This window comes from Myxosarcina sp. GI1 (assembly GCF_000756305.1).
Lineage (GTDB): Bacteria > Cyanobacteriota > Cyanobacteriia > Cyanobacteriales > Xenococcaceae > Myxosarcina.
Map to the genome: position 1 here is coordinate 47,710 of NZ_JRFE01000026.1, position 14,017 is coordinate 61,726.

The following is a 14,017-nucleotide window of genomic DNA, read 5'->3' on the forward strand; positions in this document are numbered from 1 at the left end:
AAATTCAGTTAATAACAAAAGATAATTCAATTAAAAATAGTAATTTCTGAAGTTAATGAGTAAGATCGATATCTCTATTAAAAATAGAATTAAACTTATAGGTGTTGCGACTTTTTGCACTTTTGCCTGTTTGGGAACTAATACCGCTAAAGCTGCTACTGTAGAACAAAAAAGCAAAATCTTTAGACGAAGCCAATCCAAAGTTCAATTAAAATCCCAGCAATATCATAAACAAAGCTTATCAATAACTAAAGATTTGCTTAACTCAAATTCGCAAGATTTAAAGCGAAAAAATTTGGTTACTCGGGAAAGAGATCGAGAACTAAACTCAAATTCCAATTATTTTCAATTAGCTCAGACTGCTAGTGGTCAAGCATCTTGGTACGGACCAAAATTTCACGGTCGTCCTACCGCAAGTGGCGAACAATTCAATCAAAATGCTCATACTGCGGCTCATCCTAGTTTGCCATTTGGGACGCAGGTAAAAGTGACCAATGTTAATAATGGTCGTTCTGTTGTAGTAAGAATAAACGATCGCGGTCCGTTTGTAGGAGGCAGAATTATCGATCTCTCGGCAGCTGCGGCTCGTGCTGTCGGTCTAGTTCAAAGTGGAGTCGCACCAGTAAGATTGCAAATTTTGGGTAGATAAGGCAAGTTAGCAAAAGGCGATCGATAATAAATAATTGATGTTGTCGCTCGCCGTAAAAAAATTGCTAGTAATTAAAACAATTGCCGAGTTACGCTCCTATCTTGCTAGTCGTCACTCCGCCCAAATAGGTTTAGTGCCGACAATGGGAGCTTTACACCAAGGACATCTTAGTCTAATCGAGCGGGCGATCGCCGAAACCGACACAGTAGTTGTAAGCATTTTTGTCAATCCCCTGCAATTTGCTCCCACCGAAGACTTACAGCAGTATCCCCGACAGCTAGAAGCAGATTTCCAACTCTGCCAAAGACTGGGTGTAGACGTTGTGTTTGCTCCTACTGTAGAAGCAATGAATCTAAAAGGAGATTCTGCCGCTCAATCTCTAACAACTACTGTAGTTCCTCCTGCCGATCTGATTACTGTATTGTGTGGTAAATTTCGTTCGGGTCACTTTGAAGGTGTTGCGACAATCGTTACGAAATTGTTTAACATTGTCCGATGCAACCGCGCCTATTTTGGACAAAAAGATGCCCAACAGTTGGCAATTATTCGCCAGGTAGTAGCAGATTTGAATATACCTGTAGAAATTGTTGGCTGTCCGATAGTTCGAGAAGCATCGGGACTGGCGTTAAGTTCGCGCAACCAGTATTTAACTGCCGACCAAAAAGAATCTGCCGCTCAAATCTATCAAGGTTTGCTGCAAGCGCAAGCTGCTTTTAAACAAGGAGAAAACCACAGCCAGATCTTAGTCGATCTGGTCAAACAAAAATTAACCAATCTAGCAGAAGTTAAGATTCAATATATCGAGCTAGTTCATCCTCAAACACTTAAACCTTTGAATGAGGTAAAGCAACAAGGGTTACTAGCGATCGCTGCTCATGTCGGTTCAACTCGTCTAATTGATAATATCTTGTTAAAAAAACGCCAACCAATTATTGCTATTGACGGACCTGCTGGTGCGGGGAAATCTACTGTTACCCGTCGCGTGGCTCAAAAATTAAAATTGCTTTATCTAGATACTGGTGCCATGTATCGAGCGGTAACTTGGTTAGTTATGCAGTCTAATTTAGCTCTGGATAATGAAGAAGCAATTGCCGATTTGGTTGAGGAAGCAAAAATAGAACTGATTCCTCCCGATGCGATCGATTTACCAACGGGGGTATACATTAACAAACAAGATGTTACTCAAACCATTCGCACCCCAGAAGTTACCGCTAATGTCTCTACCATTGCCGCTCAAGCCGCAGTGCGCGAAGCCTTAGTATCCATGCAGCAAAAATGGGGATTCGAAGGAGGGGTTATTGCTGAAGGTAGAGATATTGGTACTAATGTTTTCCCTGATGCCGAACTAAAAATTTTTCTAACTGCTTCTGCTGCTGAAAGAGCTAAAAGACGCAGTCAAGATTTAGCCAGGCAAGGCGAAAGTAATATCGATCTAGAACAGTTAACTAGAGAAATTCGGCAACGAGATGAAAAAGACAGCAACCGAGCGATCGCACCATTAAAAAAAGCTCCCGATGCAATTGAGTTAGTAACCGACGACTTGAGTATTGATGTAGTTACTCAGAAGATAGTCGAGCTTTATCGAGAAAGAATAGACTAGCAAGCTTGGCGTGATGCTAAAAAGCTTTTTGATACAAAATTTCTTCCGACTCTAACGCAAAATTTTGTCCCAGCCAAATCAAAGATATTCGCTCGACAATACCGTTCTTTAAAGAAACTAGCGAAAAATTGCGCTGTAATTCTTCCCGCTCCTGTTTGAGCCGAGGAACACTAGCAGAATTAAAATAAATAGTTCCCATACTATCGGTCACAACTCTGGTTCGCAAACGATCTTGGCGATGCCTTAGACGATGATGCATGTGTCCAAAAGTAACAAAGGGTATCGATTTGCCTAAAGTAATAGCTTTGGATATCGCTTCAGCTAAATCCGGATCGCCATAATCGCCGCCTGGAATCTGCCAGTCTTTACCACAGATGTCTTCTGGTTTATCTCCCAGTCCGAATGGTCCATTGTGTCCGATAAAAATAACTGTATCGAATGCCGCATTTTGAACTGCTTCAACTATTCGAGCAGTAGACTCGGCAAAATTATTTACATCGTAGCGATCGCGATAGAAATCTGCATTTTTCCAGTTTTTTCCTCCCCAACTAAAAGGGCGACTTCCTACTACAGAAAAGTCAAACTGAGGAAAATCGAGGTACGAAAACCCTACATGAGCATTACCTAAGAAATCTAACTGCCGCTGAACTCGATCTTCTAAATTGCGGTCGTAGGGAGCCTGTTTGCGTCCCCAATGAGAGGCAGTATACCAAGCGTCATGATTGCCCATAATTGTAGCTATGGGTAACTTAATTGCCGCTATTTTTTTGACTACATCTACAGATTCATTACCAAAGTCGCCCACAAAGAGGACTAAGTCTACTCCAAGATGTTTTAAAGCTAATTCGTCGTCATCGTCCCAAAGATCGTGAATATCTCCAACTACTGCTATGTTTATTTCGCTATCAATAACACTCGACATACCTTAGTTTATTTTACCAATCCCGCTCTTAAAGCTCTTACTGCCGCTTGAGTGCGGTCATCAGCACAGAGCTTGTTTAAAATATGGCAAACGTGGGTTTTTACCGTTCCCACTGTAATATACAGCTTATCTGCAATTTGAGCATTGCTACATCCAGCTACAATTAGCTCCAAAACTTCTAGTTCTCGTTGCGTTAAAGGAGAAGTTTCTAATATTTGCTGGTATTCTTCACCTATAGAGTCAATGCTTTGAGATTCCAACTCATCTTCATCTTCAACTGCAATAGCTGGTGTTTTTGCCTGTTTGAGTACTATGCGAGCGATCGCAGGATCGATCCAGGAATTGCCTTCATAGGTAGTTACAATCGCCTGTACTAAGTTTTCTATACTGACATCTTTAAGACTATAAGAATCTGCTCCTGCTGCAAAAGCTGCCATTACCGAATCTTCACTATCGTGCATCGTCAGAATCAAAACTTTGGTATTTGTATTGCCATTTTCCGACTCCGCTCGTTTGAGTTTTTGAGTTAATTCTACGCCATCTATATCTGGCAAACCTATATCAACCACTGCTACATCTGGTTTGACATTAGCAATAGATTTTAATCCAGAATTACCATTAGCCGCATCGTCAATAATTTCAATATTATTATATTGAGACAAGGCTGTTTTTAAACCAACTCTAGTTAAATCGTGATCTTCTACCAAAACAACGCGAATTTTATTCATTGCGATCGTATCTTTTAAAAATAAAAAATTATTGGTTGTAAACTTATTAGCTCGGCTTAGCTCGGCGCAAATGTGCCATTTTCACCAAAGTTTGTAGAGGGGCTACATAATGTTGACAAAATGAAGCCAAGTCCCGTCGCTTGAGGTCTGGGCAGTGTTAACTTTGATGGCTGGCGACGCTATACCGAGTTTGTGACTTGTATAACTTGAAGAAAACGCATAGTTTGGAACAATAACGCACAACGTCAAGGAACTTGCTATTTTCATCATAAATAAGTTAAATTTTTAGCATTTATAAGAGCGAGAAGTTGCTATCTTCTTTCTCCCATACCCGTCTATCTTCATACTATCGTGCCGTAATCTATAGCGTAACAATTTGTTATTATCCTTATTAACATCTATCATTAGCAGTCTCTCAACATCCTACCAAAGTAGGAGATACTTTGTCAGTTTTTTGTATTAAAAATGTAATTATAAAAACCCGTACTTATGCTAACTTGTTAGATGAATTATTAAGATCGAACAAAAAATCACTAAAATTAAAGTAGCAATAATGAATTCTCGCTCGGCAAAATTTTTGGGTTTAGTATATCGTAAAGAACCAATTTCGGGCTTTATTTTAATTTTAGGCATAACAGATGCCACAATCGGAGGAGTTAGCGGACACTGGAGTTTGCTGTCGGTTGGTATAACGTTGGCTTTAATAGGATTACTTACTCGTTGGAGACAGACACAGAAAACCACAGAAGTGGTTACTTTCAATCCAGCTAGACATTTACTACCACCCAATTCTTCTCGTCCTCCGCTACCGTTTTTAATTAGTGAAAAAGGTCCGTAGATAATGGTACTAGACCAAAAGCATCCCCAGGAGAAACGCGACCGCGCAGTAGTAAACGATTTATTACATGGAGAACCTAGCGATCGCAATTTAGTAGAGCTAGGGCGTTTGATTATTCGCTATCACAATTTTCCTGGAGCGAGGCAAATTCAGCAAGATCTAACAACGGTATTAAACAACTGGCAATTAAACGAAGAACAACTTTACGCCAAGACTCGCCAAATCCACGCTGAGGGAAATATCTATCGTCGAACCGCCTCGGGAGAACAACAAGATTGGACTTGAACCACGCCAGAATTACTAGAAGTCAAGTAAACATCAATCGAAATTTAGTAGAAAATTCTTGTAGCGATCGACTTATTGTTATTTTTTAATTTAGTTTGAAAAAAAGGTAACTTAAGTGGTTACGAGAAAATTTTATAGTTATAGTGAGCGATATATTTAATTAGGAGCAACAGTTACAAAATGTCAGACTTAAATCGTGGAATCATGAAATTTGATGGTGCGGACAAACCAGTAGTTGTTGCCGTATCTGCCACTTTAATTTTCGGTAGTATCATTGCCTTAATCGTTTGGGCTTTGCAATCTGCCTATCAGATAGTTTGATGGCTGCTATATTGACGGACTTAGAAAAATAAAATCGTAATTTTACTTTTTGCTCTCTTGTTATGCTATTATCAGTAACTGTGGCATAAATGGGTCGGTGCCCGAGTGGTTAATGGGGGCGGACTGTAAATCCGCTGGCTATGCCTACGTTGGTTCAAATCCAACTCGGCCCATACATTTTATTTTATTGCCCGTGTGGCTCAGTGGTAGAGCACACCCTTGGTAAGGGTGAGGTCACGAGTTCAATCCTCGTCACGGGCTTTGTTTATTTGAGTTTGATAGCCAACTGTTGTTATATTTATTTGTTTTGTTGCGATCGCAAGCGACACAACTACATGGCTATTTATCTGGCGGGGTCGCCTCTTTGTCAAATTGAGCGCATGTCTACAGTTGTATAACCTTGCTATTATCTATAGAATCGGTATAGTAGTTTCTTCGCTAGCCCATGTTTAATTGGTTTCGCCGCAACGAGAAAGCATCTAAATCAAAGTCTAAACCCGATCGGGAAGTACCAGCTAAAGATACACCAGCAGCCCCAAATAAGACAGTAGCAGAATCAGAAACATCTACGTCTCAGGTAGATTATCTCGCCTATGCCAAGGCAGCATATCAAAATATTCAGCAGCGTAAAGAACAACAAGAAGAAACCAAAACGGTAGCTGAAGCCAAAAAAACCGAATCGTTAGAGGCTGAAACGGAAATTGCTGATACCAACACCGAAACAACTGCAACACCGCAGCAGCCTATTTCCGAACCAGAAGTACAACCCCAATTAGATGAAGTTGAAGCTTCTTCAACTTCGGCAGAAAATGTTCCTGTTTGGATGCGAAAATCTCAAGGTTTGGAAAAATTAAAGGCAACTGCGATCGAAACTCCCGAACCAGAAACCAAGCCAGAAGCGAGTAGTACAGTCAAAGAAGAAATTGACGAAGATTTTATTTGGTCGGCAAAAGTACTTGCCGATCGCGGCAGAACTGCTGAGGATGTCTCGGAAGAAGAAATTAGTTGGTTGACTAAGTTGCGTCAGGGATTGGGCAAAACTCGTCGGGGACTGGTAGATAGCTTAAAAGCTGTCGTAGGGAAAGGACCTTTAAATGATGATGCGGTAATGGAAATTGAAAGTCTATTATTGCAGGCAGATGTAGGCATAGAAGCTACCGATTATATAATTGAAACCTTACAAAAGAAATTGCGCGAGGAAACTCCACCCCCCGAACAGGCGATCGCCTATCTCAAATCAATTTTGCAAGATATTTTAGACAAACCTCTGGCAGGGACAGAAGATACTGCATTTGTTCCCGAACAAGGTAAATTGAATATTTGGCTGTTAACTGGAGTTAATGGCGCGGGAAAAACTACTACCATTGGTAAACTGGCAAATTTAGGACAAAAATCGGGCTATAGCTGTCTTATTGCTGCTGCCGATACCTTTCGTGCCGCTGCCGTCGAACAGGTAAAAGTTTGGGGAGGACGTAGCAATACCCCTGTAGTGGCGAATCCTGGCAAAAATACCGATCCTGCTGCCGTAGTGTATGACGCGATCGCCGCCGCTACTTCTCGTAATACTGAGTTGCTGTTAGTCGATACGGCAGGAAGATTACAAAATAAACAAAATTTGATGGCAGAACTTTCAAAAATACGCAAGATTATAGATAAAAAAGCTCCTAACGCTATAGTAGAATCTTTACTAGTTTTAGATGCCACATTAGGTCAAAATGGTTTGCGACAAGCCCAGGTATTTTCTGAAGCGGCTCGACTAAGTGGTGTAGTTTTAACTAAACTCGACGGTAGTGCTAAAGGCGGCGTAGCTCTAGCTGTGACTCAACAGTTAAATCTGCCAATTCGCTTTATTGGAGCGGGTGAAGGAATCGAAGATTTACGTCCTTTTTCCAGCTACGAATTTGTCGAAGCTTTGCTAAATGGATAGATAACTATTACTATTAATTAACTCAATTTTTACAATTGGATAATTTGAGTATTTTTAACTATTTTTCTTGGCACTAAGAGCGATCCAAGCTATTATTAACCAACTACTAAAGTAAAGATTATCTTGTCATTTTTCGACACAGCAATCTTTAACTGGCTCTCTGTATCAATTGTTTAATAAAAATTAAGATTTTTAATTGAATTGTCAGGCAGAGCAAGTTGTTAGAAAATGCTTACTTATTATATAGTGAAGCATATTTTCGTTCTAACAAAATTTAAGGTTATTTTAAGAGCAATAGCAGTAAATACTCAGTACTCTTAAAACTCAATTATTAGCGATTGATGTAGTAAAAATATTGTTGTAATCTTCCACCCTGTAGAGGCAATGACCGTTACTCCTTTTGGCAACACCTCTCAAAAACTAAATACTCTCAGTGCTGCTTCAAGAGGTGAAGCAAATCCAATTTTGGCATTAAAAGAATTAGTTGCCAATCTCCAAAGAGAACAAAATAAAGTTCAAGATTTGTTAAGCTCTTTAGGATTTGCTCTCCGCAGCTTTAGTAATCTAAATCAGTTTCTCGAACTAACTCCTTTAATGGCAGCTAGAGTGACCGATTCGGTTGGAGGGGCTTTGTTGTTATACAAAGATAACGGACAGGTACGTCTAGAACAAATTCATTGTCAGGACACTCAAATCGGTCTGGAAATGCGGCGCGTGTTCGAAACGGTTAACAAAAGTCTCAATAGTCAGCGAGACAATAAAAAAGCCCTTGCCGTTGCCGAGTCACAACTTTCTGGCGTTATAGACGAAAAAATTCAGCAAGAACTAGGTGCTACTCCAATTAGGATTTTTGGTACTCCCGTATTAGTCAAGAATATCGAACGCGGTCGTCTCTACGTTTTTAGCACCGAACCCGATTACAATTGGACGCATACGCGAAGAAAACTGACTCAGTTAGTAGCCGATCAAACCGCGGTAGCGATCGCCAATCACGAACTAACGGTAGAACTACGTTCTAAAGAGCGACAAGACCGCGAATTAGAAATCGCCTCAGAAATTCAGTTGCGGTTGTTGCCGAGCAAATGTCCTCAGATAGAAGGATTGCAAATTGCCGCCAAGTGCCAAACTGCAAGTAGGGTAGGTGGAGACTATTACGATTTTATCCCTACCAACTACGATCGCCTTAGTGGCGATCGCAGCGAAGAAGCATCATTAGTTCCCTGGAGTATTGTTATTGGCGATGTTATGGGCAAAGGTGTTCCTGCTGGTTTGATTATGACCATGACTAGAGGAATGTTGAGAGCCGAAGTTTTAAACCGACATTCTCCTGCCGAAATTATGCGTCATTTAAATCGGGTAATGTACGCCGATTTAGAAAACTCCCATCGTTTTGTAAGCATGTTTTATTCGGAGTACGATCCTATAACCAAACAGCTTTGTTTTACCAATGCCGCTCATAATCCACCACTATTATGGAAAGCCGCTACCGACACTATAGAGAAATTAGATAGTTGGGGAATGCTGATTGGTTTGGATATTGATTCTGAATATGAAGATGCTGTAGTGCAGCTTGCTCCCAGAGATACAGTTTTTTACTACACTGATGGCTTTACGGATGCGGCTAATGAAAGTGGAGTTCGTTTTGATGAAGAAAATCTCTGCCGTACTTTTAAATGGGCTTGTCAGCATCTAGAAAGTCCCGAAGAAATTTTAGAGTATATTTTTAGCTGTGTAGAAGAGTTTAGCGGCAGCAACAATTATGGTGACGATATGACTTCAATTGTGATGCGAATTAGTAAGTAGGGATGGAAAGGAAATTTATAACGATACGTCCCGCTAGTAGAATGTAAAAATTAATCGTTCGCTCGGTTAAATATTATACTTAGGTATGAGAAATATCGCTCTAAATTTGATAATTTAGTGAAAATAGAGCGATCGCGCTATGCCAAATACCAAGCCTTTAATGCTCGATTGTTTCACATCAAACTCGATCGAATACAGAACGTACGTTTATTATTCTCAGTTTGGAATCCACTCAGTTTAGCCGTGCGATTCATGAAGCGATCGACCCCGATTCAGTCGAACTCTTGCCTCTCTTTATTCAAGCCGAGCCGTTAATTTATCAAATTGGATTGGCACTTAAGTCAGAACTGGCAACAGGTGGAGTAGGCGGTCGTCTTTATGCTGAGACGATGGCAAATGCTCTGGCGGTTCGTTTACTAAAGCACTATACAACTAAAAATACTCCAGTTCTTATTATTCGGGAGGATTGACCAAAGCGAAGCTAAAGCAAGTTATCGATTACATTAACGAGTATTTAGAGCGAAATATGATGCAGCTTTACTGAGGATTCAAGCTGCTGGCGTACAAATGATGAACTGGTTTAGTGTAGCTTGCGAACTGCATCGAGACTGGCAGAACGATATTGAAGGTTTGGGTGTTTTGTTGTCTAACTATATTCCCAATTATCGTAATTTGATGACTAGTTATTTTGTTACGGAAAAATAAGTTTTTCAGTATTGCTAATTGGGAAATGGTTTGAATGCTGCTAACGGAACTGAAAGAGTTTTATTGTTTATCAGTCAGCGATCGCATTTTGACTACTTACAAGTTATTGATAACTTTCAAGCCAGAAGACGACAAAAATACTATTTCTTTTGGGTTCTTTTGGTAAAAGTTGAGCTACATTTTTTTTATAGCCAGCTTGTCTAACTTTTAAACCGTTAATCAGATGGACACTTTAGCATCCGAGCCAAACCATCAAGTAACAGCTATTATTTCACATTATATTCGTCCTGGTCGCGAACGAGGTTATGAAGAATGGCTCAATGGAATTTCTCAAGCAGCCAGAAAATTTGAAGGTCATAATGGAATAACTATTCTCAAACCGCAACCTGGTTCTAGAGCAGAATATGTAATTATTTTACGCTTTGACAAATATCAAAATCTCTGCCGCTGGATGCGATCGCCCGTAAGAAAAGAATGGCTCGAACTTGCTACACCTTTAACTGAAAAACCTGAAAACGTTCAAATTCTTACGGGTTTAGAGTACCTAGTTTCCCTTCCCCATACTGCTTCTTCTCTTCCACCAAAATATAAAACGGCTTTCGTCACCTGGATTGGAGTTTTTACATGTGTATCTATTTTAGGTTACTTTTTAGCACCTTATTTAGAAGATTTACCCTATTTATTACGTCAAGCGATTATGACAGGATTGGTTGTTATTTTACTAGCTTATGTAGTAATGCCTAAGTTAACTCGTTTATTTTATGAGTGGCTTCATTCATCATAAAAACTGTATTTTACCTCTGATGTGAATTATCTCAAACTCTCGATTGGGTTAGGGAACAGGCAACGGAGAATAGGGAACCGTGCTAAATAACAATAGAATTATAGTTTGAGCGTCTAATACACATTAAATGTAGTTTAGATAACTAGAATTAAAGTAAACACGATATTTATTACGTCTAATATTATTTATTCTTGCTTTATTAACAAATGTTGTTACGACAGGCATTCATTTCATTGGTAATCATAAACGTAAAGAAATTTTAACGTTAGTAAAAATATAAGGCGATTATAACTTTTCTAGTTTAGATTGGTCGTCGCTCTGCTAGCTAAACTAAGTAAGTTATCGCTCGACTATGGAAATTTTAGATATTCAGCTATTTCAGATAATTGTAGAAAACTCCTACGATTATTTAGTTGCATTTTCCAGTATTTTGGCACAGTCAATCGAAGACCCCGACATTCTCGGTCAAATGCAGGATGCCTGGAATAATTTTTTAGAATCAGGGCAGGCATGGGCTTTGGCAATTGGTGCTTTTCTAGGCTATACCTTTAAAGGATTTACAGGTTAAGTATTTGGTATAACGATCGCCGATAATTTAATTTAAAATATATTGCGACCCATAATACCAATAAATATATAATCGTGACCGAGAAACAGACCTGGAGCGATCGCTTTGAAACTGCCCTAAATCCCGCGATCGCTATTTTTAATGCTAGTATTGGCTTCGACATCCAATTAATTGAATACGATCTTACGGGTTCGATTGCTCACGCTAAAATGCTAGCCAAAACAGCTATTATCTCCGATGCAGAAGCAGAACTGTTGGTATCTGGGTTAGAGCAAATTCGCCAAGAATATCGTCAGGGAAAGTTTAATCCAGGAGTAGAAGCCGAAGACGTTCATTTTGCCGTCGAAAAAAGGCTTACCGAAATTGTCGGCGATGTTGGTAAAAAACTACATACGGCGCGATCGCGCAACGACCAGGTAGGCACTGATATTCGTCTGTATTTAAAGGCTGAAATCGAGCAAACACAGGAGCAAATCAAAGCCTTTCAGTCAGCTTTATTGGCACAAGCCGAACAACACGTAGAAACTTTAATACCTGGCTATACTCACCTGCAACGGGCGCAGCCATTGAGTTTGGCTCATCATCTACTAGCCTATTTTCAAATGGCACAAAGAGATTGGGAAAGATTGGCTGACGTATATAAAAGAACAAATGTATCCCCTTTGGGCTGCGGTGCTTTAGCGGGAACGACTTTTCCTATAGATCGAGCATACAGTGCCAAATTGTTAGAATTCGATCGCCCTTATGAAAATAGTTTGGATGGAGTCAGCGATCGCGATTTTGCTATTGAATTTCTCTGCGCCGCTAGTCTGATTATGGTGCATTTGAGCCGCTTGAGTGAAGAAATGATTCTTTGGGCATCTCAAGAATTTAACTTTATTACTCTCAAAGATAGCTGCGCTACTGGTTCGAGCATCATGCCTCAAAAAAAGAATCCCGATATTCCCGAACTAGTGCGAGGCAAAACAGGTAGAGTTTTCGGACATCTTCAGGCTTTGCTGGTAATTATGAAAGGACTGCCGTTAGCTTATAACAAAGATTTGCAGGAAGACAAAGAAGGTATTTTTGATAGCGTTAAAACTGTTAAAAGTTGTCTGTCGGCAATGACAATATTGCTAAATGAAGGCATTGAATTTCGTACCGCCAGACTCAATGCTGCCGTAGCTGAAGATTTTTCCAATGCTACCGATGTTGCCGATTATCTGGCAGCCAAGCAGGTTCCATTTCGCGAAGCTTATAATTTAGTTGGCAAAGTAGTTAAAACTAGTTTGGCTGCGGGTAAACTACTCAAAGATTTAAGCTTGGAAGAATGGCAACAGATTCATCCCGCTTTTGAAGCCGACATCTATCAGGCGATCGCGCCAGAAAGAGTAGTATCGGCACGAAATAGTTATGGCGGTACTGGTTTTGAACGAGTCCGACAGGCGATCGCTGTTGCCAAATCTCAGCTAAATTCATAAATCCAATCGTTTTTTAAATTAGCTATTGTCTTATGCGTCGTACTTGGCGATTTATTTCTACCGTAATGGGCATTATTTTCCGCCACCCCGTGACGGGAACGACAATTATTCCTGTCTTGCCTGATGGACGTATCGTCCTGGTACAGCGCAGCGACTCAGAAAAATGGGGGCTGCCTGGGGGAATGGTAGACTGGGGAGAAGATATTCCTACTGCCGCTCGAAGAGAATTAGCTGAAGAAACGGGGTTAGAACTAGTCAACATCGAGCGTTTAATCGGTGTTTACTCCGATCCCTATCGCGATCCTCGCCTTCATTCAATTTCTGTTTTAGTAGAAGCTAAAGTTACAGGAGAGATAGAGATCGAAGATAAGTTGGAAATTTTACAGGCAAAAGCTTATTTACCCGAAGAATTACCCTTGGGCGATCTCAGCCACGACCACGACCGCCAGCTGAAAGATTACCTTGATGGCAAAATCGCGCTCGTTAAATAAAAATGAGTATAGAAAGTCGCCTCTACGAACATCTACAACAAATTGTCAGAGAAAGAGATCCCTATGTTGCTTCTGGCGGACACTTTCTGGTACGAGAATATATTCGCCAACAGCTAGAACTATTGGGAACGGTAACAATTCACGAATTTACGGTTAGAGAAAAAATTTACCAAAACTTAATTCTCGATTTGCCAGCAAGTAAAAATCGCAATTTACCACCTATTTTAATAGGAGCGCATTACGATGCCGTTCCTGGAACTCCAGGTGCGGATGATAACGCTACGGGAGTTGCTGTTTTGCTGGAAATGGCAAAGTACTTTAGCGATTGTCCGTTGAAATATCCTCTGAGGTTGGTCGCTTTTGATTTAGAAGAGTATGGCATGTTGGGTAGCACTGCTTATGCCCGAGCTCTCAAAGCTAAGGGACAAGCTTTGCGCCTGATGCTGTCGCTAGAAATGCTTGGCTACTGTGACGATACGCCTAACTCTCAGACCTATCCCGATCTAATTAAGCGTTTTTATCCCGATCGCGGTAATTTTATTGCTTTAGTAGGCAATTTGGCGGCTCTTGGCGATCTGTTTCACCTCAGTCGTCAGATAAAACGCCAGGGTACACCATGTCAGTTTTTGCCCGATCCTAGCAGTGGCAAGTGGATACCCCAAACAGGGTTGAGCGATCACTATCCTTTTTGGCAACAAGGATATCGCGCCATCATGATTACAGACACGGCTATGCTACGCAACCCCAACTATCATCGCTCTAGCGATACTATCGACAGCTTAGATCTCAATTTTTTAACCAATGTCTGTCAGAGTTTAATTGTGGCTATAGAAGCGATTTAAACTCAATCCGATTGTTTACCGTATGTAAGGTGGGCAAAGATCGCTTTGGTAATTGCCGACAACTGGAAGAAATTTGCCCATCCTACTCATTTAT

Annotated in this window: 14 protein-coding genes, 2 tRNA genes and 2 pseudogenes; 16 read left to right on the top strand and 2 right to left on the bottom strand. The window is 40.4% G+C overall.

The genetic code is table 11. The annotated features are described in order from the left end of the window. Positions 1–367: 367 nt before the first annotated feature. Positions 368–649, top strand: a pseudogene (locus KV40_RS37365) (septal ring lytic transglycosylase RlpA family protein); the annotation flags it as partial. Positions 650–710: 61 nt separating this feature from the next. Beyond that, positions 711–2,249, top strand: a complete 1,539-nt coding sequence (locus KV40_RS20420; RefSeq protein ID WP_036485999.1) for a bifunctional pantoate--beta-alanine ligase/(d)CMP kinase — start codon at positions 711–713, stop codon at positions 2,247–2,249. Positions 2,250–2,265: 16 nt separating this feature from the next. Here KV40_RS20420 and KV40_RS20425 read toward each other — a convergent pair whose 3' ends face one another. Together KV40_RS20425 and KV40_RS20430 are read right to left on the bottom strand one after the other, a co-directional pair. Beyond that, on the bottom strand, positions 2,266–3,171 hold the full coding sequence (locus KV40_RS20425; RefSeq protein ID WP_036485548.1) for a TIGR04168 family protein: 906 nt from the start codon (positions 3,169–3,171) through the stop codon (positions 2,266–2,268). Positions 3,172–3,179: 8 nt separating this feature from the next. Next, positions 3,180–3,899, bottom strand: coding sequence for a response regulator transcription factor (locus KV40_RS20430; protein WP_036485550.1), 720 nt, complete (start codon positions 3,897–3,899; stop codon positions 3,180–3,182). Positions 3,900–4,452: 553 nt separating this feature from the next. Here KV40_RS20430 and KV40_RS20435 point away from each other — a divergent pair. The 14 genes and pseudogenes from KV40_RS20435 to KV40_RS20495 all read left to right on the top strand — a co-directional run bounded on the left by KV40_RS20435 (position 4,453) and on the right by KV40_RS20495 (position 13,923). Continuing rightward, entirely contained in the window at positions 4,453–4,737 is a 285-nt protein-coding gene (locus tag KV40_RS20435) for a hypothetical protein (protein WP_036485552.1), read from the top strand. 3 nt (positions 4,738–4,740) lie between these two features. Continuing rightward, positions 4,741–5,022, top strand: coding sequence for a DUF3288 family protein (locus KV40_RS20440; protein WP_036485554.1), 282 nt, complete (start codon positions 4,741–4,743; stop codon positions 5,020–5,022). A 180-nt stretch (positions 5,023–5,202) separates the two neighbouring features. Further along, the gene (locus tag KV40_RS35815; protein WP_036485556.1) at positions 5,203–5,343 is read left to right on the top strand and encodes a hypothetical protein; all 141 of its coding nucleotides are present in this window, start codon (positions 5,203–5,205) and stop codon (positions 5,341–5,343) included. A 91-nt stretch (positions 5,344–5,434) separates the two neighbouring features. Continuing rightward, positions 5,435–5,516: transfer RNA gene (locus KV40_RS20450), tRNA-Tyr, on the top strand. Positions 5,517–5,532: 16 nt separating this feature from the next. Further along, positions 5,533–5,604: transfer RNA gene (locus tag KV40_RS20455), tRNA-Thr, on the top strand. 184 nt (positions 5,605–5,788) lie between these two features. After that, the gene (gene ftsY, locus KV40_RS20460) at positions 5,789–7,270 is read left to right on the top strand and encodes a signal recognition particle-docking protein FtsY (protein WP_036485558.1); all 1,482 of its coding nucleotides are present in this window, start codon (positions 5,789–5,791) and stop codon (positions 7,268–7,270) included. A gap of 384 nt (positions 7,271–7,654) precedes the next feature. Beyond that, a complete protein-coding gene (locus tag KV40_RS20465; protein WP_036485560.1) occupies positions 7,655–9,073 on the top strand; it encodes a GAF domain-containing SpoIIE family protein phosphatase in 1,419 nt (472 codons plus the stop codon). A gap of 221 nt (positions 9,074–9,294) precedes the next feature. Continuing rightward, positions 9,295–9,543, top strand: coding sequence for a hypothetical protein (locus tag KV40_RS20470; protein ID WP_052055797.1), 249 nt, complete (start codon positions 9,295–9,297; stop codon positions 9,541–9,543). Positions 9,544–9,601: 58 nt separating this feature from the next. After that, a pseudogene (locus tag KV40_RS33560) lies at positions 9,602–9,778 on the top strand (hydrolase); the annotation flags it as partial. Between the two features lie 223 nt (positions 9,779–10,001). After that, positions 10,002–10,562, top strand: a complete 561-nt coding sequence (locus KV40_RS20475; protein WP_036485561.1) for an antibiotic biosynthesis monooxygenase — start codon at positions 10,002–10,004, stop codon at positions 10,560–10,562. 352 nt (positions 10,563–10,914) lie between these two features. Further along, positions 10,915–11,130 (top strand): hypothetical protein, encoded by a 216-nt coding sequence (locus KV40_RS20480; protein WP_036485562.1) that lies wholly within the window; start codon positions 10,915–10,917, stop codon positions 11,128–11,130. Between the two features lie 74 nt (positions 11,131–11,204). After that, complete coding sequence (gene argH / locus KV40_RS20485) at positions 11,205–12,590, top strand: argininosuccinate lyase (protein WP_036485563.1); 1,386 nt, start codon at positions 11,205–11,207, stop codon at positions 12,588–12,590. A 32-nt stretch (positions 12,591–12,622) separates the two neighbouring features. Continuing rightward, positions 12,623–13,081: an NUDIX hydrolase gene (locus KV40_RS20490; RefSeq protein WP_036485565.1), complete on the top strand. Its 459-nt coding sequence runs from the start codon at positions 12,623–12,625 to the stop codon at positions 13,079–13,081. A gap of 2 nt (positions 13,082–13,083) precedes the next feature. Further along, a complete protein-coding gene (locus KV40_RS20495) occupies positions 13,084–13,923 on the top strand; it encodes a M28 family peptidase (RefSeq protein WP_036485566.1) in 840 nt (279 codons plus the stop codon). Positions 13,924–14,017: the final 94 nt, after the last annotated feature.

Coding starts and splice junctions, on each gene's coding strand:
- KV40_RS20480 (WP_036485562.1), top strand. CDS start 10,915: ATGGAAATTTTAGATATTCAGCTATTTCAGATAATTGTAGAAAACTCC.
- KV40_RS35815 (WP_036485556.1), top strand. CDS start 5,203: ATGTCAGACTTAAATCGTGGAATCATGAAATTTGATGGTGCGGACAAA.
- KV40_RS20465 (WP_036485560.1), top strand. CDS start 7,655: ATGACCGTTACTCCTTTTGGCAACACCTCTCAAAAACTAAATACTCTC.
- KV40_RS20425 (WP_036485548.1), bottom strand. CDS start 3,171: ATGTCGAGTGTTATTGATAGCGAAATAAACATAGCAGTAGTTGGAGAT.
- KV40_RS20440 (WP_036485554.1), top strand. CDS start 4,741: ATGGTACTAGACCAAAAGCATCCCCAGGAGAAACGCGACCGCGCAGTA.
- KV40_RS20490 (WP_036485565.1), top strand. CDS start 12,623: ATGCGTCGTACTTGGCGATTTATTTCTACCGTAATGGGCATTATTTTC.
- KV40_RS20495 (WP_036485566.1), top strand. CDS start 13,084: ATGAGTATAGAAAGTCGCCTCTACGAACATCTACAACAAATTGTCAGA.
- ftsY (WP_036485558.1), top strand. CDS start 5,789: ATGTTTAATTGGTTTCGCCGCAACGAGAAAGCATCTAAATCAAAGTCT.
- KV40_RS20430 (WP_036485550.1), bottom strand. CDS start 3,899: ATGAATAAAATTCGCGTTGTTTTGGTAGAAGATCACGATTTAACTAGA.
- KV40_RS20435 (WP_036485552.1), top strand. CDS start 4,453: ATGAATTCTCGCTCGGCAAAATTTTTGGGTTTAGTATATCGTAAAGAA.
- KV40_RS20475 (WP_036485561.1), top strand. CDS start 10,002: ATGGACACTTTAGCATCCGAGCCAAACCATCAAGTAACAGCTATTATT.